At 69.8% G+C, this 22,355-nt stretch carries 19 protein-coding genes and 1 tRNA gene; 10 read left to right on the top strand and 10 right to left on the bottom strand.

Features of this window, described 5'->3' with window-relative positions; genetic code table 11:
* Window positions 1–6 precede the first annotated feature (6 nt).
* The 5 genes from Q9R13_RS06545 to Q9R13_RS06525 form a co-directional block, all read right to left on the bottom strand.
* Window positions 7–1,500: a hypothetical protein gene (locus Q9R13_RS06545; protein WP_310964263.1), complete on the bottom strand. Its 1,494-nt coding sequence runs from the start codon at window positions 1,498–1,500 to the stop codon at window positions 7–9.
* A gap of 177 nt (window positions 1,501–1,677) precedes the next feature.
* Window positions 1,678–1,751, bottom strand: a tRNA-Arg gene (locus Q9R13_RS06540).
* A gap of 170 nt (window positions 1,752–1,921) precedes the next feature.
* Window positions 1,922–3,457, bottom strand: a complete 1,536-nt coding sequence (locus tag Q9R13_RS06535; protein ID WP_310964262.1) for a hypothetical protein — start codon at window positions 3,455–3,457, stop codon at window positions 1,922–1,924.
* Window positions 3,458–3,674: 217 nt separating this feature from the next.
* Window positions 3,675–4,802 carry a 23S rRNA (uracil(747)-C(5))-methyltransferase RlmC gene (gene rlmC, locus Q9R13_RS06530; protein WP_310964261.1) on the bottom strand — a complete coding sequence of 376 codons (1,128 nt, stop codon included), beginning with the start codon at window positions 4,800–4,802 and terminating at the stop codon, window positions 3,675–3,677.
* Window position 4,803: 1 nt separating this feature from the next.
* Window positions 4,804–6,222, bottom strand: a complete 1,419-nt coding sequence (locus tag Q9R13_RS06525; RefSeq protein ID WP_310964260.1) for an aminopeptidase P family protein — start codon at window positions 6,220–6,222, stop codon at window positions 4,804–4,806.
* A gap of 50 nt (window positions 6,223–6,272) precedes the next feature.
* Between Q9R13_RS06525 and Q9R13_RS06520 the strand changes: the two genes are divergently transcribed.
* The 5 genes from Q9R13_RS06520 to ettA all read left to right on the top strand — a co-directional run bounded on the left by Q9R13_RS06520 (window position 6,273) and on the right by ettA (window position 13,106).
* A complete protein-coding gene (locus Q9R13_RS06520) occupies window positions 6,273–7,430 on the top strand; it encodes a PrsW family intramembrane metalloprotease (RefSeq protein ID WP_310964259.1) in 1,158 nt (385 codons plus the stop codon).
* Entirely contained in the window at window positions 7,427–9,148 is a 1,722-nt protein-coding gene (locus Q9R13_RS06515; protein ID WP_310964258.1) for a dynamin family protein, read from the top strand. Before Q9R13_RS06520 ends, Q9R13_RS06515 begins: the two co-directional genes overlap by 4 nt.
* On the top strand, window positions 9,145–10,800 hold the full coding sequence (locus tag Q9R13_RS06510) for a GTPase (RefSeq protein WP_310964257.1): 1,656 nt from the start codon (window positions 9,145–9,147) through the stop codon (window positions 10,798–10,800). The genes Q9R13_RS06515 and Q9R13_RS06510 overlap by 4 nt, the downstream gene beginning before the upstream one ends.
* A 134-nt stretch (window positions 10,801–10,934) precedes the next feature.
* Entirely contained in the window at window positions 10,935–11,360 is a 426-nt protein-coding gene (locus Q9R13_RS06505) for a single-stranded DNA-binding protein (RefSeq protein WP_310964255.1), read from the top strand.
* Window positions 11,361–11,423: 63 nt separating this feature from the next.
* Window positions 11,424–13,106 (top strand): energy-dependent translational throttle protein EttA, encoded by a 1,683-nt coding sequence (gene ettA / locus Q9R13_RS06500; RefSeq protein WP_310964254.1) that lies wholly within the window; start codon window positions 11,424–11,426, stop codon window positions 13,104–13,106.
* A gap of 17 nt (window positions 13,107–13,123) precedes the next feature.
* Here the strand turns inward: ettA and Q9R13_RS06495 are convergent, their stop codons facing one another.
* A complete protein-coding gene (locus Q9R13_RS06495) occupies window positions 13,124–13,621 on the bottom strand; it encodes a MarR family winged helix-turn-helix transcriptional regulator (RefSeq protein WP_310964253.1) in 498 nt (165 codons plus the stop codon).
* Window positions 13,622–13,821: 200 nt separating this feature from the next.
* Between Q9R13_RS06495 and Q9R13_RS06490 the strand changes: the two genes are divergently transcribed.
* Complete coding sequence (locus tag Q9R13_RS06490) at window positions 13,822–14,367, top strand: YceI family protein (RefSeq protein ID WP_310964252.1); 546 nt, start codon at window positions 13,822–13,824, stop codon at window positions 14,365–14,367.
* Window positions 14,368–14,427: 60 nt separating this feature from the next.
* On the opposite strand, the gene Q9R13_RS06485 is transcribed toward Q9R13_RS06490, so the two are convergent.
* Window positions 14,428–15,645 (bottom strand): acetyl-CoA C-acetyltransferase, encoded by a 1,218-nt coding sequence (locus Q9R13_RS06485; protein WP_310964250.1) that lies wholly within the window; start codon window positions 15,643–15,645, stop codon window positions 14,428–14,430.
* 72 nt (window positions 15,646–15,717) lie between these two features.
* Between Q9R13_RS06485 and Q9R13_RS06480 the strand changes: the two genes are divergently transcribed.
* Window positions 15,718–16,593 carry an acyl-CoA thioesterase gene (locus Q9R13_RS06480; RefSeq protein ID WP_310964248.1) on the top strand — a complete coding sequence of 292 codons (876 nt, stop codon included), beginning with the start codon at window positions 15,718–15,720 and terminating at the stop codon, window positions 16,591–16,593.
* Window positions 16,594–16,600: 7 nt separating this feature from the next.
* On the opposite strand, the gene Q9R13_RS06475 is transcribed toward Q9R13_RS06480, so the two are convergent.
* Window positions 16,601–16,996 carry a globin gene (locus Q9R13_RS06475; protein ID WP_310964247.1) on the bottom strand — a complete coding sequence of 132 codons (396 nt, stop codon included), beginning with the start codon at window positions 16,994–16,996 and terminating at the stop codon, window positions 16,601–16,603.
* On the bottom strand, window positions 16,993–17,988 hold the full coding sequence (locus Q9R13_RS06470; RefSeq protein WP_310964246.1) for a mechanosensitive ion channel family protein: 996 nt from the start codon (window positions 17,986–17,988) through the stop codon (window positions 16,993–16,995). The genes Q9R13_RS06475 and Q9R13_RS06470 overlap by 4 nt, the downstream gene beginning before the upstream one ends.
* A 60-nt stretch (window positions 17,989–18,048) precedes the next feature.
* Here Q9R13_RS06470 and Q9R13_RS06465 point away from each other — a divergent pair, with 60 nt between their 5' ends.
* Window positions 18,049–18,399, top strand: coding sequence for a hypothetical protein (locus tag Q9R13_RS06465; protein WP_310964245.1), 351 nt, complete (start codon window positions 18,049–18,051; stop codon window positions 18,397–18,399).
* Window positions 18,386–18,769 (top strand): DUF5130 family protein, encoded by a 384-nt coding sequence (locus tag Q9R13_RS06460; RefSeq protein ID WP_310964244.1) that lies wholly within the window; start codon window positions 18,386–18,388, stop codon window positions 18,767–18,769. The genes Q9R13_RS06465 and Q9R13_RS06460 overlap by 14 nt, the downstream gene beginning before the upstream one ends.
* Window positions 18,770–18,790: 21 nt before the next feature.
* Here Q9R13_RS06460 and pepN read toward each other — a convergent pair whose 3' ends face one another.
* Window positions 18,791–21,355, bottom strand: a complete 2,565-nt coding sequence (pepN, locus tag Q9R13_RS06455) for an aminopeptidase N (protein WP_310964243.1) — start codon at window positions 21,353–21,355, stop codon at window positions 18,791–18,793.
* 69 nt (window positions 21,356–21,424) lie between these two features.
* On the opposite strand from pepN, the gene Q9R13_RS06450 reads away from it, so the two are divergent.
* The gene (locus Q9R13_RS06450) at window positions 21,425–22,348 is read left to right on the top strand and encodes a ribonuclease HI family protein (RefSeq protein ID WP_310964242.1); all 924 of its coding nucleotides are present in this window, start codon (window positions 21,425–21,427) and stop codon (window positions 22,346–22,348) included.
* Window positions 22,349–22,355: the final 7 nt, after the last annotated feature.

The raw sequence follows: 22,355 nt of genomic DNA, 5'->3' as shown, positions 1-22,355 counted from the left end.
CTTCGATCAGCGGACGTGCACCGTCAGCGGCTGCGTGGTCGTGCCGGTGACCAGCCCCGTGTCCGGGACGTCGAGCCGGTAGGCGACCCTGCGCTTGTGGGTCTCGCGGGGGAACTTGACCCGCACCTTGTCGGCGGTCGGAGTGATCCGGCGCACGGTGTGCCACGTGCCCGTCGTACGACGCTGCAGCGCCACCGGTGTTCCGTCGGTCTGCCGGACGGTGACCGTGCGGGCCGCCAGCGCCCGTCCCTTGCGCAGCCTGGCCGTGCCGGTGTGCCACCGGGACACCGACGTCAGTGCGGTCGCGAAGGTCTGGGTGGCGCCCGCCTGGGTGAGCTGCTGGGTCTGGCAGGTGACGTTGCCCTGCCAGTGGTAGTTGGTGCCGGCCACGCTCACCCAGGTGATCGCGTAGCTGCTCAGGCCGGCCGGCCAGTCCGGGTGGGCCAGGAAGTCGAACTGCCGGTAGCCCGACCAGGTCTCGTAGTCGTTGTGGAAGTTGAGCGTGAACGACCCGGTCGCCGTGCGGAAGCGGATGTTCGCGTCGTTGGCCTGTCCGGCCGGCAGGTCGGAGGGGTAGCCGACGGTGAGCGAGTCACAGGTCGGGTCGGGGTAGGTCCAGTCCCAGTTGAAGGATCCCGAAGTCGAGCCCGCGGTCGTCGTCGTACCGGTGCCGGTCGGGGTGGTTACCGGCGCCGGGTCGGGCTGACCGCCGGGGCAGGACAGCTTGCCCTGCCAGTGGTAATTGGTGCCGGAGACCTGGACCCAGACCACCTTGTAGACGGTCAGTCCGGCCGGCCAGGCGGGGTGGTGGGTGAAGTCGAAGGTGACGGTGCCGGTCCAGTCCGCGCTGTTGTTGTGGAAGTTCAGCGTGAAGGTCTTGCCGTCGGGAGTCTCGAAGCGGACGTTGACGTCGTTGGACTGGTGCGCGGGGATGTTGCTCGGGTAGGTCACGGTCAGCGCCGAGCAGCTCGGGCCGGCGTACTTCCAGTTCCAGTCGAACGGACCGGTCGACGGTGGCGTGTCGGTCGGTGTGTCGGTGGGTGTGTCGGTGGGTGTGTCGGTGGGTGTGCTGGTCGGCGTGTCCGTCGGGGTCTGTGTCGGGGTCGACCCGGCGTAGGTGTACTGCACCGAGTAGTGCGAGATTGCGAACATCTGTCCGTGCGGCGTGAGGCCCGGATAGGTGATCACCACGCTTGCCGAGGGCGGGTCGACCGTCACCCAGCGAGGGCCGAAGCCCTGCTTGGTCGAGCCCGACTTCACGCAGTAGCCGGAGATGAGGGCGCCGGCCGGGGCGCCGAGCCCGGCGGTGGTGACCTGCAGCGAGGTGTGGCTGCCGTTCACGTCGACCTTGCCGTCCAGCACCGGACAGGTGTTCGCTCCCACCGGGATGGGGTTGTCACCGTCGGTCGCCTGGACCTGAGTGGCGGTTGCCGGCAGCACGGTGGCGCCGAGGACCAGGACGCCGACGCCGAGCAGGGCGGCGGCGAGGATGGTTGCCATCCGTCGTGGGGTTGTCAGCACGGTGCTCTCCGTTCGGTCCAGCGGAAGTCGCTGGACCCACTGTGCGCGAGGGTCGGCCCGGAATGAGCGGACCTGCGGCAACCTTGCGGCGATCCTGAGTCAATCTTGAGTGAGCGCGTCGTCCGGCCCGGTCTGGGTGATCGCGGTGGAGCTCGGCGCCCCCGGCAGGACTCGAACCTGCGACCTAGAGATTAGAAGGCTCTTGCTCTATCCAGCTGAGCTACGGGGGCCGGAGGGCGCACTCGGGCGGCGCCGATCCAGGCACGAGTATGCCGCAATGCGGGTCGCATCCAGGGGCCGAGTCGTCACATCCGGCGATGAGCGCTCGCCCGTCAGATCATGACCGACGCAGCGCACGGAAAGGCAGCCGCCACTGTCTGTGGCGCGTGCCGATCCGGACTCAGCGGGTCGACCAGGAGAGCCGCTCGCGCCGGAAGGGGTTCCCGGCGAGATCCCTGATGCCCAGGTTGTGCTCCGGGTTGAGAACCAAGAGGTACGCCGAGTGCGCGGCCAGGCGATGGTCCGGTCGCCAGGTCGCACGCCGCACCTTGCCGGTCCGGCACGAGGTGTGATGGTCGTGTGCGTTGAAGCAGCGCCAACTGCCGGCGAGCCCGGGCCCCCCCGTGCCCGGGCGGACGGGCGCGCTGCGTGCGCCGATGCCGTTGACCGCCTCGCGGAACCGCAGGGCCAGCGGCCCACGTCGCGCAAGCGTCGAGGTCGATCGCGACACGCCGCGGATCGCATGGTCAGCCGAGCGAACCCTGACCCTGGGTCCGAGCACCTCCATCTCGTTGTCCGCCCTGTCGGTAGCGCGCACGATCATCGCGGCGCGTCTGGGCAGCGTCTGGCAGCGACCGAGGCGCATCGAGCCCGACCAGACGCCGTGGCGGCGGGAGCCGTCGGTACGCTTCAGGGCGATCGACCGACCGGCGAAGGCGATCTCGCCGGTGTCGACCCCGGCCCCGCGGTCGCGGATGTGCGCGGCGAAGTGGACGGTCCTGCCGTGCCTCCGGATGTCGACCGGAGTGGGCCTGGTCCGGACCTTCTCGAGCCGCGGCTCGGCGGTGTCGTCGCCGCTCCTCACCGCGAACTCCGGATCCCCGACCGAGTCGAGCCGTCCGCGAGAATAGAGAGCCTGGTTGCCGACCTTGTCGAGCAGGTCGATCCGCTGGACCTTCCAGTCGCCGGTGCCCTGCCAGCGCGGGATCGTCAGGGACCCACGGAAGGACCCGTCCTCCTTGCGGTGGAGCGCGGCGCTCTGGATGTGGCGATGCCGCGCCGCTTGGACCAGGACCTGCTGGACCCCGGCGTCGTCGTCGGTGGCGTGCACCACCACGGGCACCTGGCGCGAGTGCGTCCGAGTGTCGACGTGCCGCGTCGGCAGGTCGAAGGAGCTGACCACCGGCGCGGTCGTGTCCGGCGTGGAGGTCACGGTGAGCACGCCTGCGTCCAGCGCCGCCTGGGTGACGGCATCGGGATCGCGGTCGTCGACGGCGTCGTTGCCCGCGGCGTCCTCGAGCCGGACGAGCCCGTCCACCTTCCACGCGCCGGCACGAGCATGGCGCGGCACCGTGAACGTGGCGGAGAACGACTGCGCGGTCTTGCGGTCGAGGTCGAGGTACAGGCGTGGGCCGTCCTCCGCTCTCACCTCGGTCAGGATGTGCCGGACCCCGCTGGGGTCTCCCGGCCCGCCCGTGTCGTGGACGCGCACGGTCATCGTCACCTCGCTCGACGCCTCCGTCACGTCGACCGCGGGCGGTTCGAAGCTCACCCCGTCGATCACGGGAAAGCCGTTGTCGGGTTCGGCGCACCTGTTCAGCGGCACAGCCGACGCCCCGTCGGCCTGGCTGGCGGCCACCAGGCCGCTGAGCGACAGCCCCGCGATCGCAAGCACTGAGAACAATGGACGCGCGCTGACCTTGCTGGTCTGGGACATGGCTGATGCTGACACACGGGCGGCAGGATGTCCTGCCTTTGTCACAGGCCGCTGTGCTGTCTCGTCACCAGCCCCCGTCACGCGCCGCGCGAGCCCGAGGGACGGGTCAGCCCGAGCGCGCATCAGCTCCCGCTCTCCTCGTCGGAGGCGGACGCTGGATTCGAACCGCGCTGGAGATGGCTGCTGCCCGGCGGAGGCCGGTTCGAGACCCTGCCGTTCAGTCCGGTCGATCTGACCGTTCGAGAAGCACCATCACCTCGTAATGGTCGGTCTGCGGGAACATGTCGAACATCCGGGCCCGGCTCACCTGGAAAGCGGGCATCGCGGCGAGGTCCCGGGCCAGCGTGGTGGCGTTGCAGCTGGAGTAGATGACGTGACCCACGGTCGACTGGTCCAGCCAGCCGGCCAGCTCCGGGCCGATACCGCGACGCGGCGGGTTCACCACCACCAGGTCCGGAGACGTGGCGGCAGCGATCGCATAGGCCGTGGCGTCGGCGGCGACGAAGTCGGCAGCGGGGCCCGACGATGGACCCGAGGCTGCCCGCGCCCCCTCGACGGCGCCGACGCTGACCTCGACACCGAGCATCGAACGGTCCGAGGCCACGAGGTGCGCGGCGAAGCCCCCCACCCCGCAGTAGAGGTCCCAGACCGTGCGTGGGCCGACCTCGTTCGCCCAGTCGCGTGCCTGCTGGTAGAGCGCTGCGGCGAGCAGCGTGTTGGTCTGGAAGAAGCCCTGCGGGTGGAGCTGCAGCGTGACGTCGTTGACGCGCATCGGCAGGGTGGCCGCCTCGGTGAGCACGATCTCGCGCTCTCCCTCCAGCACGGCCTTGTGCTCGGGCTGCAGGTTCACCGTCACGACCCGCAGCCCGGGCAGCTCGCCCAGCAGCTGCGGCAGGTGCTTGCGGATCCGAGCCACCGGCTCCTGCGACCGCAGGACGAAGCGCACCATCAGCTCTCCGTCGGGGGACTCCGTGGCGATGAGCAGCTTGAGCTCGCCGCGGCGCGCAGGCACGTCGTACGGCGTCAGGCCGGCCCTGGTCACGAACCGTGCCAGCGAGGGGAGGGCCGACTGCAGGCCCGGTGCGTGCAGGCCGCAGTCGCGCAGGTCGACCCCCGACCCGTTCGGGCCGAGGATCCCCAGGGTCGGTTGGTCGACGGTCCCGGCCACCACCATCTTCGCCTTGTTGCGGAACGCCGCGTCGGGGCCGGCCGCCGTCGGCAACCAGCGTTGCGCCGGCACCAGGGTGCGGCAGGCCAGTTCCTTGCGGGTGAGCTGCTCGGCGCGGGGCACCTCGAGCAAAGAGCATGAGCGACACCGGCCGGCGTCGTAGTGGGTGCAGTCCACCTCAGCCGCGCAGGGAGCCCATCCACTCCTCGACGGCCCCGGGGTCGCGGGGGAGCGCCGCGGAGAGGTTGCGGCAGCCCTCGGCGGTCACGACGACGTCGTCCTCGATCCGGATGCCGATGCCTCGGAGCTCCTCGGGTACCAGCAGGTCGTCCTCCTGGAAGTAGAGCCCCGGCTCGACGGTGAGCACCATCCCCTCGGCGAGGTCACCCTCGGGATAGGTCTCCGCGGCCGCCTGGGCACAGTCGTGCACGTCCATCCCGAGCATGTGGCTGACCCCATGCAGCGTCCAGCGGGCGTGGACTCGGCTCTGCGGGTCGAGCGCCTCCTCCGCGGAGCAGGGCAGCAGTCCCAGGTCGGCCAGCCCATGGGCCAGCACGTCCATCGCGGCGTGGTGCGCCACCCGGAAGGTCTCGCCGGGCTGGATCGCGTCCATCCCGCGCTGCTGGGCGGTGAGCACGAGCGCGTAGAGATCCCGCTGCAGCGGCGTGAACGTGCCGGACACGGGGAGGGTGCGGGTGACGTCCGCGGTGTACAGCGAGGGCGCCTCGGCGCCCATGTCGAGCAGCACCAGGTCACCCGGCGTGATCGGTCCGGTGTTGTCGATCCAGTGCAGTGTCGTCGCGTGCCGGCCGCCGCCGACGATCGAGTCGTAGCCGATGTCGTTGCCCATGGCCCGCGCTCGACGGAAGAACGTGCCCTCGATCCAGCGTTCGCCGTAACGGATCGCGTTGTCCCAGTCGCGGACGCTGTCCTCGAAGCCCAGCGTGGTGATGTCGCAGGCGTGCTGGAGCTCGCCCAGCTCCCACTCGTCCTTGACCAGGCGCAGCTCGGCGAGCACCCGGGTCAGCTCAGCGTCACGGTCGTCGTCGGCGAGGACAAGACGATCGACCGAGGGGTCCACCCCGCGGTGCACGCGGGTGCGGTGCCCGCTGCGAAGTACGTCGGGCAGGTCGGCGATGTGCCGGGTCTCGATGCCGAGCGAGTCGGAGATCTCGCGCAGCGACGGCCGACGGCCGGCCCAGAGCTCGCCGTACTGCCGGTCGCGGAAGAACTCGTCGGTCTCACGCGAGCTGCGCGGACGCGCGTAGAGCACGGCCTGGCCGTCGTCGATCACGACCACGGCGTCGCTGGTCTGGTTGCCGCTCAGCCAGGTGTGCGCGGTGTCGGCCCGGAAGCGGTAGTCGGTGTCGTTGGCGCGCACCTTGAACGTCCCTGCGGGAACGACCAGGCGCTCGCCGGGGAACGCCTCGGACAGCCGCTTGCGTCGCAGATCGGCGAAGTCGGCGACCGGGTGTCGCTGCAGGTCGAGCTCGCGCTCGCCCCACCCCTCGCGCATGAAAGCCGCGTAGGCCTCGGGTACGGCGGGGTCGTGGCTCTCGGTGTGCTCGTCGGTGTGCTGCTGGGTGTCCTCACTCACGCTGCAACTCTACGTCGGCCGGCACCCGCCGCTGTCGATACGCTACGGCCATGCCGGCCCGCCACAACACCACCGTCTTCACCGTGCTCGTCAGCACGGTGATGCTCGTCGGTGCGTTGGCGATCGGCGTGGTGCTGCTGCTCTCGGGCGCTCCACTGGCGCTGGTGACCGGCACCGTGCTGGCCGCGGTGCCCGTCGCCCCGTTGATCGCCTGCTACCTGTGGCTGGACCGCTACGAGCCCGAGCCGCGCTCGCTGCTGGTGCTCGGGCTGGGATGGGGCGCGTTCGTGGCGACCACGATCGCGCTGGTCCTGCAGGCGGTCGACACCTTCGCGTTCGGCGACGGCCAGGCCATCACGGCCGTCGTGGTCGCACCACTCACCGAGGAGGCCGCCAAGGGTCTCTTCATCGTGCTGCTGCTCTTCTACCGACGCCAGGAGCTCGACGGCATCCTCGACGGCATCGTGTACGCCGGAATGGTGGGCATCGGCTTCGCGTTCGTCGAGAACATCCTCTACCTGACGTCGGCGTACATGGGCGACAACGGAGCGACCGGTGGGTTGGAGGGCGCCGTCGGACTGTTTGTGATCCGGTGTCTCTTCTCGCCGTTCGCGCACCCGCTGTTCACCGCCTTCACCGGGGTCGGTGTCGGGATCGCCGTCTCGTCACGTCGACGCATGGTGCGCTTCGGCGCCCCGGTCGTGGGCTACCTGCTGGCGGTCTGTGCGCACGGTCTGTGGAACGGGGCGCTGATGGTCGACCACGGCCGCGGCGCGGTCTCCGCCTACCTCTTCTTGATGGTGCCCGCCTTCCTGCTGTTCGCCGGTTTCGCAGTCTGGGCCCGCGCGCGGGAGGGCCGGATGCTGACCTCCGCGCTGGCCGACTGCGCCAAGCGGGGCTTCCTCGATCCGTCCGAGATCCCGTGGCTCGTCCGGCTGCCCGCGAGGCGTGCCTGCCGCCGGTATGCCCAGCGCGCGGGCGGTACGCCGGCCCGACGGACGATGGCGGCGTATCAGCGTGAGGCGATCGAGCTGGCCTACCTGCACCACAGGTACCTGCGCGGGACCGCGCCTGCCGGCTTCGAGGCGCTCGGCCAGCAGCACGTCGAGGCCCTGCGAGCACTGCGGCCCAGACTGCTGTGGCCGGTTGCGAACGGCGTCAGCGGAGCCCGCCCGGTTCCCTCGCACAGGAGCGGAGAAGCACGGTGAGCGGGTCTGATCCGGCGACGCAGATGCTGACCACCCTGGTCAGGCTGCACGAGGCGCTCCAAGGCACCCGGCTGCCCCTCGAGCTCCCCGAGGTCGAGCAGGTCCGCACCCTGCGCAGCGAGATCGTGTCCCAGCTCGAGGACTACGTCCTGCCCCGGCTCGTCCAGATAGACGCGCCGCTGCTCACGGTCGTCGGGGGATCGACCGGAGCCGGGAAGTCCACGCTGGTGAACTCCATCGTCGGCGAGGTCGTCACCGAGGCCGGCGTGCTCCGCCCGACCACCCGTTCGCCGGTGCTGGTGCACCACCCGACCGACGCGGACTGGTTCGACCAGTCCCGCATCCTCCCGGACTTCCAGCGGACCAGCCGGGCATCCGCCGACCCCGGCGCACTCCAGCTCGTCGCCTCCGACCGGGTGCCGGAGGGCCTCGCGATCCTGGACGCACCAGACATCGACTCCGTGGAGCAGCAGAACCGCGAGCTTGCCGCCCAGTTGCTCGCCGCTGCCGACATGTGGCTGTTCGTCACCTCCGCTGCGCGCTACGCCGACCAGGTCCCGTGGGAGTTCCTGCACAAGGCAGCCGAACGGTCGGCCGCGGTAGCGATCGTGCTCGACCGGACCGCTCCGGCCGCCGTGCCCGAGGTGGCCAGCCATCTGAGCCGGATGCTGAGCGCCCGCGGGCTGCGTGACTCGCCGCTGTTCCAAGTGCCCGAGACCGAGTTGGACGAGAGCGGGCTGCTGCCCATCGCGTCAGTGGAGCGGATCCAGGAGTGGCTGGAAGCGCTCGCCGCCGACACCGATGCCCGGTCGGGGGTGGTCCGTCAGACCCTCGGCGGCGCGATCAGGACGATCGCCCGGCGGGTCTACACGATCGCCGACGCCAGCGCCGAGCAGCAACAGGCCGCACAGCAGCTGCGCAACGACGTCGTGCGCTGCTACGAGCAGGCCGGAGAAGACGTGGACCGTGCCTGTGCCGACGGCACCCTGCTGCGCGGCGAGGTGCTCTCCCGCTGGAGCGACTTCGTCGGCACGGGCGAGCTGCTCAAGACGCTCGAGTCCAAGGTGAGCTGGGCTCGCGACCGCCTCGTGCGGGCCGTGAAGGGCCAGCCGCAGGCAGCCACCCGGGTCAGCGTCGCGGTCGAGTCCGGGCTGCAGACATTGGTCCTCGAGCACGCCGAGTCCGCCGCCGAGCGGACGGACAAGAGCTGGCGGTCGTCGGCGACCGGACGCGCGCTGCTCGAGACCACCTCGGCAGACCTGTCCCGGGCGTCGCGGGGCGCCCGCCCGATGACCGAGCGGCTGGTGCGTGACTGGCAGGCCGACCTGCTCGACCTGATCCGCACCGAGGGCGCAGACAAGCGCGCCACTGCCCGCTTCCTCGCGTACGGCGTCAACGGGCTCGCCGTCGCGTTGATGGTGGTGGTGTTCGCCTCCACCGGTGGCGTGACCGGTGCGGAGGTCGGGATCGCGGGCGGCAGCGCCGTACTCGGTCAGAAGGTGCTGGAGGCGGTCTTCGGCGACCAGGCCGTCCGCCGCCTCGCCGAGCGTGCCCGCAAGGACCTTCGTCGGCGGGTCGAGGCACTGCTCGCCGAGGAGCGCGGTCGCTATACCGCGTTGCTGGACGACCTCGGCCTCGGTGACGACCCCTCGGAGAGGTTGCGCAACCTCGCCCGACAGGTCGACGATCTGCGCTACCGCCAGGAGGACGGGCTGTGACCGCACTCCTGGACGCTGCCCGTGACAGGCTCGGGCGGCGCAACGATCTCGACGCACGCGTCAACGGCCTGCACGATGCGGTGGAGGCGTCTGAGGGCCGCATCGACGAGGAGATCCTGGCACCTGCACGCACCGTCGCCCTTCGCGCCGGTCAGCGTCTGCGGATGTCGGCGCGGCACACCGTCGTCGCCCTCGCCGGTGCCACCGGATCGGGCAAGTCCTCGACGTTCAACGCGCTGAGCGGCCTCGACGTCGCTGCCGTGGGGGTCCGCCGCCCCACCACCTCCTGGACGACGGCCTGCGTGTGGGGTCGCGACAATCCGTCAGATCTGCTCGAGTGGTTGGGCATCCCGCTGCGCCATCAGGTGATGCGCGACTCGATGCTCGACACCGGCCGGGAGGTCGCCGACCTCGATGGCCTGGTGCTGTTGGACCTGCCCGACCACGACTCGACGGAGACCGCCCACCACCTCGAGGTCGACCGGCTGATCGAGCTGACCGACCTGATGGTGTGGGTGCTGGACCCGCAGAAGTACGCCGACGCCGCGATCCACGACCGCTTCCTTCGGCCGATGGCGGCCCACCGTGACGTGATGATGGTGGTGCTCAACCACATCGACGAGGTCGCGCCGGGACGACGGCAGACGATCATGTCCGACGTTCGGCGGCTCCTCGCCGCCGACGGACTGGGCCAGGTCCCGCTGCTGGCGATCTCGGCGCGCACCGGCGAGGGCATCGACGACCTGCGTCGGGAGATCGCCAAGCGGGTGGCCGGCAAGGCCGCCGTACGCAAGCGGATCGACACCGACGTACGCCGGGCGGCGGAGGAACTGTCCACCGTCACCGGCTCGGGGAAGGTGCCGGCGCTCGGCAGGCCCGAGAAGGCGTCGCTGGTGGACGCGGTCGCGGACGCTGCCGGCGTACCCGTCGTCGTCGACGCGGTGCGCGGCGCCTCGGTGATGCGGTCGCGGCGAGCGACCGGCTGGCCGGTCACCGCATGGCTCTCGAGGCTTCGTCCGGACCCACTCAAGCGCCTCCACCTCGACCTGTCGGCCTCGCAGCGTGACCTGGTCGCTGCGACACGGTCGTCGTTGCCCTCCGCGGACAGCATCCAGCGGGCCAGGGTCGACTCGGCGCTGCGTGACCTGGCCGACTCGGTGTCCAGGCCGCTGTCCGTGCCGTGGTCCCAGGCGGTGCGGCGCGCCTCGGTGTCCCGCAGTGGCGACCTCAATGACCGGCTCGACCGGGCGGTGACCAGCACCGAGCTCGGCGTTGGCGGGCTGCCGGCGTGGTGCCGGGTGGTGAGGCTCGCGCAGTGGGTGCTGCTGCTGGCGGCATTGTGTGGTGGCGGGTGGCTGCTCGCGCTCGCGGTGATGGGCTACCTGAAGGTGCCCCAGCCGGACACGCCGAGGTACGCCGGACTCCCGCTCCCGACCCTGTTGCTGGTCGGAGGGGTCGTGCTCGGCGTCCTGCTCGCGCTGCTGGGTCGGGTCCTGGTCGGCCTGGGCGCGCGCGCCCGGGCGCGCAAGGCCGAGCGTCGGCTGCGCACCGCCGTCGCCGAGGTCACCGAGGAGCTGGTCGCGGCGCCGATCGAGGCGGAGCTGGACGCCTACCGCCGGACCCGCGAGGGACTCGACCGCGCGCTCGGCTGACCGTTTCCTGTCCACAGCACCCCTTCCGGGACCACGGTCCACAGCCGGTCCCTGTGGCGGGTGGCCCACGTCCGACCTGGCTCGCAGTCTTGTCGATGTGTCCGAACGGACCACGTCAGACAAGGGAGAGACACATGAACGACACGCAGATCACGCTCGCCGGCTGGCTCGGCACCGAGGTCACCAGCCGTGACGCCAGCGGCACCCCGGTGGCCAGCTTCCGGGTGGCCACGACGCCGCGTCGCTTCGACAAGAAGTCGGGGGAGTGGGTTGACGGCGACACGCAGTGGTACTCCGTGACCGCGTGGCGCCAGCTCGCGGAGAACTGCACGGTCTCGCTGCATCGCGGCGACCCGGTGGTGGTGCACGGGAGATTGACCGCCGAGAGCTGGACCAACCGCGCGGGCATCACGGTCACCTCGATGGAGGTCGAGGCGACGTTCGTCGGCCACGATCTCGGCCGCGGGACGACCACCTTCGTCCGCAATCCCCGCTCGGAGGCCGGGCCCGTCGTCGAGATGGAGGGCGAGGAGGCCTCGCCCGCCGCGTCGGCCGCCTGAGGGCGGGGCGGGCCGTCGCCCGATTTCGGGCGGCGCCGCCCCTGACCGTAGGCTTTGCGGACCATGGCTGAATACGTCTTCACGCTCCGCAACGTCCGCAAGGCCCACGGCGACAAGGTGGTCCTCGACAACGTCACGCTCTCGTTCCTGCACGGTGCCAAGATCGGCGTCGTCGGCCCCAACGGCACGGGCAAGTCGACCCTGCTGCGGATCATGGCCGGCCTCGAGCACGCGAACAACGGTGACGCGATCATCGATCCCGACGCGACCGTCGGGATGCTCCAGCAGGAGCCGCCGCTCACCGAGGGGAAGACGGTGCTGGAGAACGTCGAGGAGGCGGTCGGCGAGATCAAGGCCAAGATCGACCGGTTCAACGAGATCTCCGAAGCGTTGGCCGATCCCGACGCCGACTACGACAAGCTCCTCGCCGAGATGGGCGACCTTCAGACCGACCTGGATCACGCCAACGCGTGGGACCTGGACAGTCGGCTCGACCAGGCCATGGACGCGCTGCGCTGCCCGCCTCCCGAGGCGATCGTCGACAACCTGTCGGGTGGCGAGCGGCGCAGGGTCGCGCTGTGCAAGCTCCTGCTCCAGCAGCCAGACCTGCTGCTGCTCGACGAGCCCACGAACCACCTCGACGCGGAGTCGGTGCAATGGCTGGAGGGCCACCTCGCGTCGTACCCCGGAGCCGTCCTGGCCGTCACCCACGACCGCTACTTCCTGGACAACGTCGCGAGCTGGATCCTCGAGCTCGACCGCGGGCAGGCCCATCCCTACGAGGGCAACTACTCGACGTACCTCGAGACCAAGAAGGACCGTCTGAAGGTCGAGGGCGCCAAGGACGCCAAGAAGGCGAAGATGCTCGAGCGCGAGCTGGAGTGGGTGCGCTCGAACCCCAAAGCACGCCAGGCCAAGAGCAAGTCACGCCTGGCGCGCTACGAGGAGATGGCCGCGGAGGCCGAGCGGATGCGCAAGATCGACACTGCCGAGATCAACATTCCCGCGGGCCCGCGCCTCGGCGACGTGGTGCTCGAGGCCAAGGACCTCGGCAAGGGCTTCGGCGACCGCGTGCTGATCGACGGGCTCTCGTTCAGCCTGCCGCGCGCCGGCATCGTGGGTGTGATCGGACCCAATGGCGTCGGCAAGACCACCCTCTTCCGGATGATTGTGGGCGAGGAGCAGCCCGACTCCGGCGACCTGGCGGTCGGCCAGACGGTCAAGATCTCCTACGTAGACCAGAGCCGAGGCGGGATCGACCCGAACAAGAATGTCTGGGAGGTGGTCTCCGACGGGCTCGACCACATCAAGGTCGCCAACTTCGAGATGCCGTCGCGCGCTTACGTCGCCTCCTTCGGCTTCAAGGGTCCGGACCAGCAGAAGAAGGCTGGGGTCCTGTCCGGCGGTGAGCGCAACCGTCTCAACCTCGCCCTGACGCTCAAGATGGGCGGCAATCTGCTGCTGCTCGACGAGCCCACCAACGACCTCGACGTCGAGACTCTGGGCTCCTTGGAGGACGCACTGCTGGAGTTCCCCGGCTGTGCGGTCATCACCTCCCACGACCGGTGGTTCCTCGACCGGACCGCCACTCACATCCTCGCCTGGGAGGGCACCGACGACGAGCCGGGTCGCTGGTTCTGGTTCGAGGGCAACTTCGCCTCCTACGAGGCGAACAAGGTGGAGCGGCTGGGAGCAGACGCGGCCCGACCGCACCGGGTCACGCACCGGCGGCTCACCCGCGACTGAGCGAAACGAACGGCCGGTCAGCCCTGGCGGATATCGGCTGCCGGGGCGTGGTCTGCGATCAGGTGATCGCACACCGCATTGAAGGCGCGACCGACCGCGGCAAAGTCCTCGTCGCTCGCGATGTCGACGAGATGCTCGCGAACGCCGGTGACGTGGACCGGTGCGGCCTTCTCGAGCAGGTCCCACCCGCGCGCGGTGAGTCGGGCGGTGACGCCACGCCGGTCGTCATCGGTGGCGGTGCGCTCGACCACGCCCATCTGCTCCAGGCGCGCGACGGTATGGGTGATCCGGCTTCGCGAGAACGACATCGCGTCCGCCAACAGAGCCATGCGCAGGCAGCGTCCCTCAGCCTCGGAGAGGCGAACCAGCAGCTCGTACTCCGGCAGCGAGATCCCGTGTGCCTGGCGCAGCTCCCGGTCCAGCTGGCCCAGTAGCAACGTGGTCCCCATGATGTAGGCGCGCCATGACCGCTGCTGGTCCTGGTCGAGCCAGCGGGGTCCGAGACGGTCGCTCATGACGCTGAGTTTAGGGGGAGCAGGCCGTGCTGACGGGGAAGGCCGCCCAGAAGTGCCCCAGAAGTGCCCCAGAAGTGCCCCACCAGCGTGTCCCGACCTGGCTACGGAATATCCGGCCGGACGAGGTAGTTGAAGCATCTATCACCAACTGCTAGTCTCTAGCAAGACGTTGAACTTTCAACTATATGAGGAGCATTCACATGAGCACCGACACCGCAGTGGGCACCGACCTGGTGGCCGGCACCTGGACCATCGACCCGAGCCACTCCGAGGTCGGCTTCACGGTGCGTCACCTGATGAGCAAGGTCCGCGGCCAGTTCGAGAAGTTCGAGGGCACCCTGACCACCGGGGCCGGCATCGAGGAGACCCGCGCGACCGCGACGATCGACCTGAACTCGATCAACACCCGTGACGAGCAGCGTGACGGGCACCTCCGCTCGGCCGACTTCTTCGACGTCGAGAACAGCGGCCCGATGACCTTCACGGCCACGTCGTTCGACGGCGAGACCGCCCGTGGCGACCTGACCATCAAGGGCATCACCAAGCCGGTCGAGCTCGATGTCGAGTTCCTCGGCGTGGACAAGGACCCCTGGGGCGGGACCCGCATCGGCTTCGAGGCGACCGCGGTCATCAACCGCAAGGACTGGGGTGTGGACTTCAACATCCCGCTGGACGGCTCGAAGGTCCTGATCGGCGACAAGGTCACCATCAGCCTCGCCGTGGAGGCCGTGCTCGAGCAGGCCTGACCCACGGCCGAGGCGGCGCAGACGTGCAGGAACTCTGCACATCTGCGCCGCCTCGCCGCGTCAGGACATCCGCTCCAGGATGATCGCCATGCCCTGGCCGCCACCGACACACATGGTGATCAGGCCGACGGACTTGTCGTGCCACTTCAGCGAGTTGAGCATGGTGTTCTGCAGCCGGGCGCCGGTCATACCGAAGGGGTGGCCGACGGCGATGGCGCCGCCATTGACGTTGAGCCGGTCGAGGTCGATGCCCAGGTCCTGGTACGACGGCACCACCTGAGCTGCGAACGCCTCGTTGATCTCCACGAGGTCGATGTCGTCGATCGACATGTTCGCGTGCTTGAGCGCCTGCTGCGTCGCCCCGACCGGGCCCAGGCCCATGATCTCCGGGGACAGACCGGTGACGCCGGTGGACACGATGCGCGCGAGTGGGGTCAGGCCCAGCTCCTTGGCGCGGGTGTCCGACATGATCACGACCGCCGCGGCGCCGTCGTTGAGCGGGCAGCAGTTGCCGGCGGTCACGACGCCGTCCGGCCGGAACACCGGCTGGAGCTGGGAGATCGCCTCGTAGGTGACACCGGCCCGCGGACCGTCGTCCGCAGTGACCAGGTTGCCGTCCGGCGTGGTCACCGGAGTGATCTCGTTTGCCCAGAAGCCGTCGTTGATGGCCTTCTCGGCCAGGTTCTGGCTGCGCACGCCGAACTCGTCGAGCTCCTTGCGGTCCAGCCCGCGGAGCCGGGCGACGTTCTCCGCGGTCTGCCCCATCGCGATGTAGATGTCGGGCAGGTTGCCGTCGTCGCGCGGGTCGTGCCAGTCCTTGCCGCCCTGGGCGTACTCCTCGGTCCGTGCCTGGGCGTCCTCGAACTTCGGGTTGCGGGTGTTCGGGATGTGGTCGGAGGTGCCGAACTGGAACCGTGACACGGTCTCGACACCAGCCGAGATGTAGACGTCGCCCTCGCCGGCCTTGATGGCGTGGAAGGCCATCCGCGAGGTCTGCACCGACGATGAGCAGTACCGCGTGATGGTGGTGCCCGGGATGCTGTCGTAGCCGAGCAGCGTGGCGACGACACGACCCATGTTGTTGCCGGACTCGCCTCCGGGCAGCCCGCAGCCCAGCATCAGGTCGTCGACGTCGTTCGGATCGAGCGCAGGGATCTTGTCCAGCGCGGCCTTGATGATGAGCGCGGTGAGGTCGTCGGGGCGGAACTCCTTCAGCGAGCCCTTGTTCGCTCGGCCGATGGGGGAGCGGGCCGCAGAAACGATCACTGCCTCGGGCATGGAGGTTCTCCGATCTTCGTGGGGAATACCCGCTCAGCCTAGTGCGGCTCGGGCACTCGCTAGCCTCGGCCTGTGCGCCACGCCTACAAGTGCCCGATGCGATGGGCCGACATGGACCTGTTGGGCCACGTGAACAACGTGACCTATCTGGACTACCTCCAGGAGGCCCGCGTCGACATGTTCGCCACACACGCCGGCTTCACCGGCGTCGCCGACCTCGCCGAGGGCGTCGTGGTGGCCAGGCACGAGGTGGAGTTCGTGTCGCCGCTGGTCTTCCACCGGGCGCCGGTGACGGTGGACGTGTGGGTGACCGAGGTCCGCGCCGCACAGTTCACCCTGGCCTACGAGGTCTACGACCCCGCTCCCGAGGCCGGAGGAGGCCGCCGCGTGTACGTGCGGGCGAGCAGCGTCCTGGTGCCGTACGTCTTCGCCGGCGAGCACCCGCGGCGACTCACCACGCGGGAGCGGGAGGTGCTGGCCAGGTTCCTGGATCCGGCCGAGCCCAGGAAGCCGCTGCCAGGGACGGGCGCGCCGCGCCACGTGTACCCGTTGAAGGTGCGCTTCTCCGACGTCGACGTCTACCGCCACGTCAACAACGTCATGTACTTCGAGTTCTTCCAGGAGGCCCGGATCCAGTACCTGATGGACCTGCACACCCGCGGCGAGCACTGGAACGACCACGTGATCGCCCGCGCCGACGTGGCCTACCACCGGCCGATGCTCTTCCGGATGGAGCCCTACGAGGCGCGGTCCTGGGTCTCCCACCTCGGCGACCGCTCTTTCACGATCGGCAGCGAGCTCTGCGACGGCGACGAGGTGCTGGCCAGCAGCAGGGTGCGGATGGTGACCTTCGACCGCTCGGAGCAGCGCTCGGCACCCATGGCCACCGACCAGCGGGCCCGGCTGGCGGCGGAGCTGGCGGCGGCGCACGCAGCGTCAGCCTGCTGACGGACCCTCAGGGAAGTACGACGCCGCCCTCGTCCGGGCTGTTCACCATGAACTGAGCGGCATGCAGGATGTAGTCCCAGAACTGGGCGTCCTGCTCGGGACTGAGCCCCACGTCGTCCAGCGCAGCGCGGAAGTGCCGGAGCCAGTGCTGCTTGGCCGTCGGTGTGACGGCGTACGGTGCATGGCGCATCCGCAGCCGGGGATGGCCGCGCTGCTCCGAGTAGGTCGTCGGGCCGCCCCAGTACTGGACCAGAAACATCCGGAAGCGCTCCTCGGCCGGCCCCAGGTCCTCCTCGGGATACATCTCGCGGAGCAGGTCGTCGGTCGCGACCCCTTCGTAGAACCGGGCCACGATGCGGCGGATCGTCTCGTACCCGCCGATCTCGTCGTAGAAGGTCGTCACGCCTGCTCGGTCTCCTCTGTCAGGTCCTCACCGGGGGCGTCGTTGCGGATCAGCATCGACATCGGCAGGGACATGTCCTCATGACGGAACCGGTTCAGGATCCGCTTCCGCATCTCGCGTGCGACCGCCCACTGCTGCATCGGTGCGGTCTTGAGGACGACGCGGATCACGACTCCTTCGCTGGTCATGTCCTCCACCCCCCATACCTCGGGCTCCTCGATGACCACGCCGCGGTACTCGTCGTCGTCCCACATCGTGTGCGCGACCTCGCCGAGCACCCGCTCGGCGGAGGCGACGTCCTCGTCGTATCCGACCCGCACGTCCAGCACTGCGCGTGCCCAGTTCTGGCTCATGTTGCCGACGCTGAGGATCTCGCCGTTGCGGACGTACCACACCGTCCCCGCCACATCCCGCAGCCGGGTCACCCGGAGGCCGATCGCCTCCACGGTGCCCGACACCGTGCCCAGGTTGACCACGTCGCCGACGCCGTACTGGTCCTCGACCATCATCGCGATCCCGGACAGGAAGTCCTTGACCAGCGTCTGCGCACCGAAGCCGATGGCGATGCCGACCACTCCGGCACTGGCGATGATCGGAGCGATGTTCACGCCCAACTGGGCGAGGATCATCACGGTCGCGATGCCGTAGATGAGACCTGTCGAGATGCTGTGCAGCAGCGAGCCGAGGCTCTTCGCCCGCTGGGCTCGCCGCTGGCTGCCGCGCCTTCCGCCCCCCTGCGCACCCGAGAGCCGCCCGGGCAGCATCCCCTTCTCGGCACGGTCGACGGTCCGGTCGATGATCCGGTGCACCACCCAGCGGATCGCGAAGGCGACCAGGATGATGAGCACGATCGAGGCCGGCCGTCCCAGGACCCAGCTGGCCGCGTGCGCCAGGGTCGCATCGTGGGTCCATCGGTAGACGGCCGCGCACGTGACGCTGTCGGGGTTCTGGCAGGTGCGCGGGATGTCGAGCAGGGACTGGACGACATGCATGTGACGGAGGCTACGAGAACGCATGACTGCGACCAAGCCGGGAGTGGCTATCCTGCTTGTGTGATCACTCACCCGTCGCGCACTTTCGCACGCTCCGCGGCACTGGCCGTGACCGTCGCCCTCCCCTTCGTGGCAGCACCAGCCTTTGCCGAGCCCCCGGCGGCGTGGGGCAGCGAGCCGCACGTCTCCGGTCTGGACTTCCTGGTGGTGCTGCTGCTGATCCCGGCCGGGCTCGCGCTGGTCATCACCCTGCTGGTGATGCTGCCGTCCCTGGTGAAGGGCGACTCCTACCGGCCCGGCGAGGCCTGGCACGGCATGCCGGAGTGGTTCGGCGGCCCCCGCAAGGGAACGGACGCCGCCCTCCCGGCGAAGGAAGATCAGGGACAGGGTGGCGCCGGTGCCACGTTCTGAGGGTTTCTCGGCCAGCCAGCGTTACGACATCGACCGGGCGATCCGCGCGGCCGAGACCGCGTCGCGCTTCGAGTTCTCGGTGTATGTCGGGAGCTGCGAGGGTGAGCCGCGCGCGTACGCCGAGCGCCTGCACACCAGCCTCGGTACCCCCCAGCGCAGCGTGCTGATCATGATCGACCCACAGCGCCGAGTGCTGGAGGTCGTCACCGGCTCCGTCGTACGACGCGACCTCGATGACGACCACGTGAAGCTCGCCGTGGTGGCGATGCAGTCGGCGCTCTCGGTCGGCGACCTGGTCGGCGCCATCGAACGGGGCCTTGCCCAGCTCTCCGACGCCGCCCGGGCGCCCGAGACGCTGCACACCGACTGACGACGGAGCCGGCTGGGCGGCTCAGGCCTGGCTGTCGCGCTGCTGCGCGGCGAGATAGCGCGCCACGTCCGCGCGCCCCTCGAGCGCGTAGCGCTTCGCCCCGGGGTTCGCCGCGGTCGTCTCCAGCCAGCCGTCGACCCGGTCGACCAGATCCGCGGATGCGAGCACCCGCGGGAACATGAACTCGAGCGCGACCGACGCCTTGTGCGGCCCGAGCACCTTCCACGCCGACTCTGCGGCGTCGAGGTACTTCCCGACGTACGGCGCCAGCACCTCGTCCTGGCCGTGCTGCATGAACGCCAACGCGATGCTGCGCGCGGTCTCGTTCGGTGTGGACGGGTCCATCGCGATCTGCCAGGCAGCGGCCTTCGCGTCGTGATCGGGCCGGGCGGCACGTGCAGCAGCGGCGTGCTCCTTGCCGGTGATGGTGCCGTCACGCTCGAGCTCGGCGTCGATCTCGGCGTCACCGACCCGACCGGCCCGGGCCAGTCCGGTCAACAGCACCCACCGCAGGTCCTGGTCGACGTCGAGCCCCTCGAAGGTGAGTGAGCCGTCCAGCAGCGCCGCCAGGGCGTCCAGTGCGCGGTCGTCGCGGGCGGCCGCGGCGTACGAGCGGATGAAGGTGAGCTGGTGGTCGCTGCCCGGCTCGGCCTTCTCGACCAGGTCCCGGAGGCCGTCCTGCCAGCGCTGTACCAGCGCCGCGCGGTGGTCGGGCGCGGAGAGACTGTGCACAGCCTGGGCCGCGTACGTCGGGATCCGGCTGACCCCCCACGAGTCGGTCTCCGTGCCGATGTTGGCCAACGCCAGCTCGATGAAGTCGGTCGCGGACATCTCGGCGTCCCTCGTCATGTCCCAGGCGGCGCTCCAGCACAGGGCCCGGGCCAGCGAGTCGTCGAGCCCGGACAGGTTCGACACCACGGTGGCCAGCGACCGCTCGTCCAGGCGGATCTTGGCGTAGGTGAGATCGGTGTCGTTGAGCAGCAGCAGGTCGGGCTGCTTCATGCCGACCAGCTCCGGGATCGCGGTGCGCTCGCCCTCGACGTCCACCTCGACATACTCCCGCCGCACCAGCCTGTCGCCGCCCTGCGCGTCGGGCACCGCGTCGTAGAGGCCGATGCCAAGGCGGTGCCGGCGCAGCGTCGGCCAGTCGACGGCTGCGCTCTGCACCACGGTGAGCGTGGAGAACGCGCCGTCGGCGTCCAGCTCGAACTCCGCCGCGAGGGTGTTCACCCCGGCGGTCTGTAACCACTCCTGCGCCCAGCCCTGAAGCTCACGGCCGGAGGCCTTCTCGAGTGCGCCGAGCAGGTCGCCGAACTCGGCGTTGTCGTAGGCGTGGTCCTTGAAGTACTGCCGCAGGCCGGCGAGGAACGGCTCCAGGCCGACCCAAGCGACCAGCTGCTTGAGCACCGACGCGCCCTTGGCGTAGGTGATCATGTCGAAGTTGACCTCGACGGCCTCCAGGTCGTAGTTGTCGGCCGCGATCGGGTGCGTGCTCGGCATCTGGTCCTGGCGGTAGCCGGTCTGCTTGCGTGCGTTCGCGAAGCCGGTCCACGCGTCGGTGAACTCCGTGGCCTCGGCCTCGCACCAGTAGCAGGCCCACTCGGCGAAGGACTCGTTGAGCCACAGGTCGTCCCACCAACGCATGGTGACGAGGTCGCCGAACCACATGTGTGCCATCTCGTGGGAGATCACCGAGCAGCGGAACTCGTAGAACGAGCGCGGCTGCCGGCTGCGGGGGAGGTACTCGTCGCGCAGGGTCACGCAGCCGGCGTTCTCCATCGCGCCCATGTTGTACTCCGGGACGTAGAGCTGGTCGTACTTCTCGAAGGGGTACGGCGAGTCGAACTTCTCCTCGAAGAACGCGAAGCTCTGCTTGGTGAGCGTGACGACGTCCTCGAGGTCACGCTGGAGATAGGGCACCAGCGACTGTCGGCAGTAGTGACCCAGCGGGATCTCGTTGAACCTGCCGCGGTAGCTGTCGAACTCGGCGTGGTACTCGCCGGCGACGATCGCGGTGATGTACGTCGACATCCTCTTGGTGGTGGGGAAGTGCCACACGGCCCTGCCGTCGTCGGCCGCCTCGGGCTCGGGGGTCGAGGCGTTGGAGACGACCAGCCAGTGGGCGGGCGCGGTCACGTGGAAGGTGAAGACGCTCTTGAGGTCGGGCTGCTCGAAGGTGGTGAACACCCGGCGCGCGTCGGGGACCTCGAACTGGCTGTAGGTGTAGACGCGGTCGTCGACCGGGTCGACGAAGCGGTGCAGACCCTCGCCCGAGTGGCTGTAGGGCATCGAGGCACGGACCACCAGCTCGTTGGTCTCGGCGAGGCCGTCGAGCGTGATCCGGTGGTCGGCGTACACGCTCGTCGGGTCGAGCGCCGTGCCGTTGAGGGTGATCGCGTGGATCTCGCCCTCGACGAGGTCGGCGAACGTGGAGGCGCCCGGCTGCCGGCAGCCGAACGCGATCGTGGTGGTCGATTCGAAGGTCGTCTCCGAGGTGGTGAGGTCCAGCTCCACGGTGTAGGAGTCGACGCTCAGCAGCTGGGCGCGGGTGTGCGCCTCGTCCCGGGTGAGGTTCATTCCTGGCATGCCGGGCATCATGTCACCCGGGTCACACCCGATCGAACCGGGTGGAGGCTGGCTGGAAGGATCGGCTCCGTGACGATCATTGCTGCCGCCGACGGGTCCGCGCTCGGCAACCCCGGGCCTGCGGGATGGGCCTGGTACGTCGACGACGACTGCTGGGCGTCGGGGGGCTGGGCCCACGGGACGAACAACATGGGCGAGCTGACCGCCGTACTGGACCTGCTGCGCCAGACCGCGCACGCCGACGACGACCTGCTCGTCTACTGCGACAGCACCTACGCCATCAACGTGGTCACGAAGTGGATGGCGGGGTGGAAGCAACGTGGGTGGCGCAAGAGGGACAACAAACCGGTCCTCAATGTCGAGATCATCAAGGCGCTCGACGAGGCGATGGCGGGTCGCAGGGTCGAGTTCGTCTGGGTGAAGGGGCACGCCGGGCACGCGCTGAACGAGGCCGCCGACCGGCTCGCCAACGCGGCCGCGGTCAGGTTCCGTGACGGCCTGCCGCCGGAGCCGGGCCCCGGCTTCCCCGGCGCCCCCGTGGTCGATCGGCACGACTCTCTCGCGGAGCCGGGCCGCGAGCCCGCCCCTGGTCCCGAGCCGGACCTGTTCTCGACCCTCGACGAGGCCGAGCAGCAGGCCTCGACGGTGGCGCCGATGACCGACGGCGACCAGGTGATCGCCCTCGAGCGTTCGTTGCTCACCGCCGAGGTCCGCGACGACCCGGCCGCGTTGGCCGCCCTGCTCCACCCACGCTGGCAGGAGATCGGCGCCTCGGGTCGGATCCGGACCAGGGAGGAGGCTCTCTCCGGGCTGGAGCCGCTGCCCCCGACCGAGCTCGAGGTCGTCTCGCTGACCCCGGCCGGGCCGGACGCCCTGCTACTGCTCTGGCGGGCACACAGTGAGACCGGCACCCGACTGCGCAGCTCGCTGTGGCTCCGCGACCCAACGCAGTGGCGCCAGCTCTTCCAGCAGGGCACCCCGGTCGGGGAATGACGGCGCG

It is taken from the genome of Nocardioides marmorisolisilvae, from assembly GCF_031656915.1.
GTDB classification, from domain to species: Bacteria; Actinomycetota; Actinomycetes; order Propionibacteriales; family Nocardioidaceae; genus Marmoricola; species Marmoricola terrisoli.
This window is presented reverse-complemented; position numbering and strand designations above follow the sequence as displayed.